The sequence below is a fragment of the Lactobacillus sp. HMSC08B12 genome, assembly GCF_001808415.1.
GTDB lineage: Bacteria > Bacillota > Bacilli > Lactobacillales > Lactobacillaceae > Lactobacillus > Lactobacillus delbrueckii.
Window position 1 is genome coordinate 1 of sequence record NZ_KV793201.1, and the last position, 5,162, is coordinate 5,162.

6 protein-coding genes and 2 pseudogenes are annotated in these 5,162 nt (G+C 35.9%); 3 read left to right on the forward strand and 5 right to left on the reverse strand.

The window, feature by feature from the left end; all coding sequences use genetic code 11:
* Positions 1-245 precede the first annotated feature (245 nt).
* From HMPREF3168_RS08175 to HMPREF3168_RS08190, 4 genes are read right to left on the reverse strand one after another with little or no spacing between them, the layout of a single operon-like run.
* Entirely contained in the window at positions 246-1,106 is an 861-nt protein-coding gene (locus HMPREF3168_RS08175; RefSeq protein WP_013439485.1) for a transporter substrate-binding domain-containing protein, read from the reverse strand.
* A gap of 11 nt (positions 1,107-1,117) precedes the next feature.
* The gene (locus HMPREF3168_RS08180; protein ID WP_003615008.1) at positions 1,118-1,858 is read right to left on the reverse strand and encodes an amino acid ABC transporter ATP-binding protein; all 741 of its coding nucleotides are present in this window, start codon (positions 1,856-1,858) and stop codon (positions 1,118-1,120) included.
* A 9-nt stretch (positions 1,859-1,867) separates the two neighbouring features.
* Entirely contained in the window at positions 1,868-2,542 is a 675-nt protein-coding gene (locus HMPREF3168_RS08185) for an amino acid ABC transporter permease (RefSeq protein ID WP_070489554.1), read from the reverse strand.
* Entirely contained in the window at positions 2,523-3,182 is a 660-nt protein-coding gene (locus tag HMPREF3168_RS08190; RefSeq protein ID WP_003615004.1) for an amino acid ABC transporter permease, read from the reverse strand. Before HMPREF3168_RS08190 ends, HMPREF3168_RS08185 begins: the two co-directional genes overlap by 20 nt.
* Before the next feature lie 378 nt (positions 3,183-3,560).
* Here HMPREF3168_RS08190 and HMPREF3168_RS08195 point away from each other — a divergent pair, with 378 nt between their 5' ends.
* From HMPREF3168_RS08195 to HMPREF3168_RS10800, 3 genes and pseudogenes are all read left to right on the forward strand, one after another.
* The gene (locus tag HMPREF3168_RS08195; RefSeq protein ID WP_070489556.1) at positions 3,561-3,968 is read left to right on the forward strand and encodes a MerR family transcriptional regulator; all 408 of its coding nucleotides are present in this window, start codon (positions 3,561-3,563) and stop codon (positions 3,966-3,968) included.
* Positions 3,969-3,978: 10 nt separating this feature from the next.
* A complete protein-coding gene (locus HMPREF3168_RS08200) occupies positions 3,979-4,158 on the forward strand; it encodes a DUF2255 family protein (RefSeq protein ID WP_020829192.1) in 180 nt (59 codons plus the stop codon).
* A 96-nt stretch (positions 4,159-4,254) separates the two neighbouring features.
* Positions 4,255-4,710: pseudogene (locus HMPREF3168_RS10800) on the forward strand (transposase); the annotation flags it as partial.
* Here HMPREF3168_RS10800 and HMPREF3168_RS09975 read toward each other — a convergent pair.
* Positions 4,690-5,038: pseudogene (locus HMPREF3168_RS09975) on the reverse strand (N-formylglutamate amidohydrolase). The pseudogenes HMPREF3168_RS10800 and HMPREF3168_RS09975 sit on opposite strands and share 21 nt — an antisense overlap.
* Positions 5,039-5,162 lie beyond the last annotated feature (124 nt).

Below are 5,162 nucleotides of genomic sequence, written 5' to 3' on the forward strand. Positions count from 1 at the left end.
TAAGTGTTCAATTTATTCTTGCAATTGGCGTTTTTAAATCAATTTAATTTTACACGTTCTTTTAAAAATAGTTTAGAGTTAAGTCCTGAAAATTATCGTAAAATATATAAAAATAAATAAGTGACTAGGAAAAATTAGAAATTAAAAAATCCTACTAAATCTCTGTGTTGCCAAACCTTAATCTAATAGGATTTTGTTTTTGAGTAGAAGTCTAGAACCTGTTAAAAATAGATTTTTTCAAATGTTTATCTCAACACAATATCAGTTGGCTTAATATCCTTACCAAAGTAAGGCGCTAATTCTTTTTGATAATCCTGTACAAAGAAGCCTTCCTTCGTTAGTTTAGTAATCTCATGATTTGTCCATTTAAGCAGTGAACGATTGCCCTTCTTTACGGCTGGGGCCACATACTGACGAGGTCCAATACTCTTAATGCCAACTACATACTTAGGATTTTTCTTAACCCAAGCATAAAGGTAAGAATTGTCATCAGCTAAAGCTGCACCACGACCATTCTTCAATGCATTGAATTGCTGCGTCTTAGAATCAAACTTTAATAAATTAACTCCAGATTGCTTTGCAAAATAGTTTTCGGCAGTTGTTCCCTTGGTAACGATTAACTTCTTGCCCTTCAATTCTTGCGCACTGTTAATTGGAGCATTTTTAGGTGAAATTACTCCAACTGATACTTTCATATATGGTTTTGCAAAATCAACTACATCTTTACGTTCAGGAGTTACTGTAAAGTTAGCTAAAACGATATCCGCTTTATTTGAATTTAAAGTATCTACACGATTGTTGGCATTGACTTGTATAAAACGAATTTTAACGTTTAAATCTTTGGCAATTCTGCGAACCAAGTAAACATCATAGCCTACTCTCTTGCCTTGATCATTTACCCAGCCATATGGTGGTAAATCACCAAAAACTGCAACTCTGATATAACCACGACGTTTGATTTCTGAGACGCCATTCTCATTGCTCCAACGGCTGCCAGCAGTACCGCTGTTTAAGTTAGGTTGTGTAAAACCAAAATAAGCGGCACTTACCACGACTATTAGAGCAACAATACCCATAATAATGTTAAAAATATTTTTCTTTTTCATTGGCTTTATCCTTAATAATCCATGCTGTCTAAGAATTCTTTAGCTCTTTGCGTCTGAGGATGATCAAAGAAGTCTTTTCCTGGAGTATCTTCTAAAATATGTCCATTTTCTAAGAAAAGTACTTCGTCCGCAATTCTAGAAGCAAAGTTCATTTGGTGGGTAACAATAATCATCGTCATATGGTCACGTTTAGAAAGGCGTTCAACGATTTCTTCAATACCGCGTACCATTTCTGGGTCAAGGGATGCAGTGATTTCATCCAAAAGCATTACTTCCGGCCTCATTGCTAATGCACGAACGATGGCTACTCGCTGCTTTTGACCGCCTGATAATTCTCTAGGATAAGCATTTAGATATTGATCTAATCGCACTTGTTTTAGCAGTTTAATTGCTTCTTCTTTAACCTCGTTTTCATTTCGTTTTTGTACTTTCACTGGGGCAAGCAAAACATTTTCTATCACAGTAAGATTCGGAAAAAGATCATAGCTTTGAAAAACCATACCGATTTTTTGTCGCAGCATTTGCCATTCTTTTGGACTAGGATTAATTTTCTTTCCATGGAAATAGATAGCTCCCTTTTTATAATCCTCTAACCCATTCAAAGTTCTAAGCAAAGTACTTTTACCAGAACCTGATGGTCCAAGTAATGTTAATACCTCACCTTTTTTCAACGAAAAATTGATGTCATGTAAAACTTGACGGTCGTCATAAAACTTATCTAAATGCTCAACTTTTAAAATTTCTTCTGTCATTGTGCTCACCTATTTGCTTTCCTTAGTTAATTTCTTAGCCCAAGCTGATAATGGATAGTCGAGGACAAAATATAAGATAAATATCAGTCCATAAACCCAGAAAACACCAGTTGGATTTTGCTGATTATTTGCTTCGATAATTTGCTGGCCAACGTTAATTACTTCCATAATGCTGATGACAAGTAAAAGTGAAGTGGTTTTAATTACTCTGGTTGCTAAGTTGATTGTTGCAGGAAGCTCTAACTTAACTGCTTGTGGCAATAATACATATCTAAATAATTGGATTTTGCTTAAGCCTAATGCCAGTCCCGATTCACGCTGGCTCTTAGGTACTGATTCGATTGCTCCGCGAACAATATCGCTGAATTCTGCTGCTACCCATAGTGAAAATGCCAGAACTGCCATCCAAGTTGCTGGCCAGTTAACATGAAAAGTTCGTGGCAAAATATAATAGACCAAGTAAAGTAAAACGATTGTAGGTACTATTCTGAAGAATTCTAGATAAATTCGTAAAGCAAATCGAATGATTTTATTAGTCAAAGTTCTAAGAATACCAAAAATAGTTCCAATAGCTAAACCAATTATTAAGGAAATAGCTGCAATCCAAATGGAAGTCCAAAGACCTGCCATTAAACGAGCAAAATTGCTCCCTTCAAATAAAACGTTAATTCCCAAATGCACCATAACGAACTCTCCTTTCAAGCCAAGTTAATAAAAGAATTACTGGGATCAAGATAATTGCATAAGCAATAACCAACATCAGTAAGTATTCATTGGAACGGTAGTACATGCCGATTAAATCTAAAGCTGTATTGGTTAATTCAGGGATTGCAATTACTGAAAAAATGGATGTTTCTTTAATTAAAAAGATAATATTAGCTGTTAAAGCAGGCAAGCTTAATGCAAAGCCTTGTGGGAAAACAACATAGCGCGCTAATTGAAAACGGCTCATTCCTAATGCTTTTCCGCTGTTAATTTGGCTAGTAGAGATACCATTGAAACCACCAGTAAATCCCTCAGCCATGTATGCTCCACCTAGGAAAATTAAACCGATAATACCGCAAACTTCAGCGGACATTTTTATTCCGATAACAGGAAAAGCGTAGTACAAGAAAAATAATTGAATTAAAAGTGGCGTATTTCGTGCTAGTTCAACATATGCTGTCATGATCTGACTAATTACCGGTATTTTAAAATATTGTGTTAAGCTAGCGATTATTCCAACAATAATCGAACCTATTATCCCTATTAGCGATAACCAGATCGTGAGTCCAAATGCATGGGCAAATAATGGCAACGCTTGTTGTATGATTGACCAATTCATAAGATCTTACCTCCCAAAGACCAAATAAAAAAAGGATCCACGAACCAATTCAGTTCGTAGATCCTTAAATAGCTAAATTAAAAAATCAAGTTAACTATAGATTATATCGAAGTACGTCATGCTGAATTAGCGTATGCAAAAAAGTATTGTCTTTTGGACAACATGCACAGTTTTGACATACAACTTGTAAATTCAACATGTTAGTACTCCTTTTTTCTGACTTTTAGTAACTCTTGTTGACTATTAGTGTCAACCCATGCTTACTTATTGTCAATTGATTTTTATAAATTGAGCATAAAAATCGATTATGAAATATTTCAAAAATGCTTGACTTGGAGTTAACTCCAAGTAGTATCTTAAATTCAAGATGTGAATCAAATGACTGATCTAACTATTACAGATGTTAGTGAAAAATACCACTTAAAACCAGATACCCTTCGCTATTACGAACGGATTGGCTTAATCCCTGCTGTTCCTCGTAAAAAGAATGGCAATCGTTACTATAACGAAGGATTACAAAAGTGGATCGAAATGATTGTTTGTCTGCGGCATTCTGGAATTACCGTAGAAGCATTGGTCGATTACGTTAAGTTAATTGAGCAAGGCGATTCTACCCTGCAAGCTCGTGAAGATTTATTAAAAGAGCAGCTTGCTTTACTTGAAACTAAAAAGAAAAATTTGAATCGTTCAATTAAACGTTTAGAGCATAAAATTTTTCTTTATGAAAGCGGAGAAATCAAGCAAGGTAAAAGTTGTTTTGAAGAATATAAGATTTTAGATGATTAGGAGCAAAAAAATGAAAGATTGGACTAAAGAAGAATTAGATGTTTTAAACAAGATAACTACTGTCCAAAACCATCCTAATGATGAGGGCCAGAGTTTTCAAGACTCCCCTATTTGGGTGGTAACCAACAATAATCACGTTTATTTAAGAGCTGGTAAAGGCAAAGAAAGCAAATGGTACAAGTCGGGTTAAAAAAACGGTGGTGCCATTGAATTTAATAATCAAACCTATCCAGTAAATTATGTAGCTATTGAGGATGAAGATGAAATCAAAGCAGTAACAGATAGGCGAGGGCGGTCAGCCCGAACTTCGTTCGTCATTTTAGATGCCCAAAGCATTAAGAACACCGCTACCGCTGAAAATAAGGGTTACGATGGTGGCAAGAAAATTTCCGTCATTAAGCGCCATTTAGCCGTCGACATCACTGATCGTGACGGGGCGATTGCACTCGTCACCCTTAATTTAGAGCAGTTTAAATTGGTTCGAACCATGATGGTTGATAGTGGTTATACCGGCCAAAATTTTGCCAATGAGATTAGCAGTTTAACCTCAGCCAAGGTAATCGTCGTTAAAAGAAATGAGTTACACCAATTTTCGGTTATCCCCCAACGGTGGCTCATTGAACGTTCATTTAGTTGGTTGGAAAATTATCATCGTTTATGGCGTAACTGTGAGCGTAAGCTCAACACTAGTCTCATGATGGTTTCGTTAGCTTTTATCAGGTTACTTCTCAAAAGATACTAAACAGTTTCTGAAAGTATCTTTCTTTATCGAAAGCAATTTTTGCAGCTGCTGATGATACGGCTGATAGAATTGGTCACGTCGTCGATTAATTTTCCAACTTGACGGTGGCGTTTGATACAAAGCATGGCCAAATGTATTCTTGGCATATACAAGATGATAGTAATCACCAGTTAGTCCCTCATTCGGATCACGATTGGGATCAATTAGATACCGGTTCAAGTTATTTTCTAAAACTGTAAACCCAAGCCCTGGCAAAAAAATCATACAATTCCCTTAAAAACCAGTCGGTATTAGCTAAAACAGCCGTTGGTAATAGTGCATCAGCCATTTCGGCAATAATCGTTGTCCCACTGTGCGGCAAATCAAACACAACTGGGAAACGATTCAATTCGGCATTATAAACTTAGTAATTTGACATAACTTAATCACTTAAACTTCCCACACCAAAAAGA

Bases quoted from the DNA above. Each gene is read 5' to 3' on its own strand.
- HMPREF3168_RS08195 (WP_070489556.1), top strand. From the start codon at position 3,561: ATGACTGATCTAACTATTACAGATGTTAGTGAAAAATACCACTTAAAA.
- HMPREF3168_RS08185 (WP_070489554.1), bottom strand. From the start codon at position 2,542: ATGGTGCATTTGGGAATTAACGTTTTATTTGAAGGGAGCAATTTTGCT.
- HMPREF3168_RS08190 (WP_003615004.1), bottom strand. From the start codon at position 3,182: ATGAATTGGTCAATCATACAACAAGCGTTGCCATTATTTGCCCATGCA.
- HMPREF3168_RS08200 (WP_020829192.1), top strand. From the start codon at position 3,979: ATGAAAGATTGGACTAAAGAAGAATTAGATGTTTTAAACAAGATAACT.
- HMPREF3168_RS08175 (WP_013439485.1), bottom strand. From the start codon at position 1,106: ATGAAAAAGAAAAATATTTTTAACATTATTATGGGTATTGTTGCTCTA.
- HMPREF3168_RS08180 (WP_003615008.1), bottom strand. From the start codon at position 1,858: ATGACAGAAGAAATTTTAAAAGTTGAGCATTTAGATAAGTTTTATGAC.